The 415-nt window shown below is 69.2% G+C and carries 1 protein-coding gene; it reads left to right on the forward strand.

What is annotated here, in order from left to right; all coding sequences use genetic code 11:
* Positions 1–14 precede the first annotated feature (14 nt).
* Positions 15–415, forward strand: a 401-nt coding sequence (locus CAY82_RS27645; RefSeq protein ID WP_218190864.1) for a hypothetical protein, incomplete at its 3' end; no start/stop codon positions are given.

Below are 415 nucleotides of genomic sequence, written 5' to 3' on the forward strand. Positions count from 1 at the left end.
AGTACGCGTGCCATGTGCGCGACGTACTGGAGACGCAGACCTTCCGGATCGCGCAGTGGCTGGCGGAGGACCGGGCGGTTTACGCGCCGATGGACCGGACCGGACGCGTGAAGCAGGCGAAGTACGAGGACCAGGACCCGATGGAGGTCGCGGCGGCGCTGATGCGGTTCGCCCGCGAGTTCGGTGCGGCGGCGCGCGTGCTGACGCCGCCTCAGCTCGGCAAGCTCGGCCTCTACAACTACCCGGTCGTGGCGCCTCGCTCGCTCAGCTGGATCGTCCGGCACACCGCCCACGAGATCCAGCACCACCGGTACGACATCGTCAAGATCCTCGCCGTGCTCGAACCGCCGATCATCCCGGCCCCGAAGCCCGAGCCGGAGACAGAGGTCGATACGGACGCAGCGGAGGCGACGGA

The organism is Pseudomonas sp. SID14000, assembly GCF_002165135.1.
Classification (GTDB): domain Bacteria; phylum Pseudomonadota; class Gammaproteobacteria; order Pseudomonadales; family Pseudomonadaceae; genus Aquipseudomonas.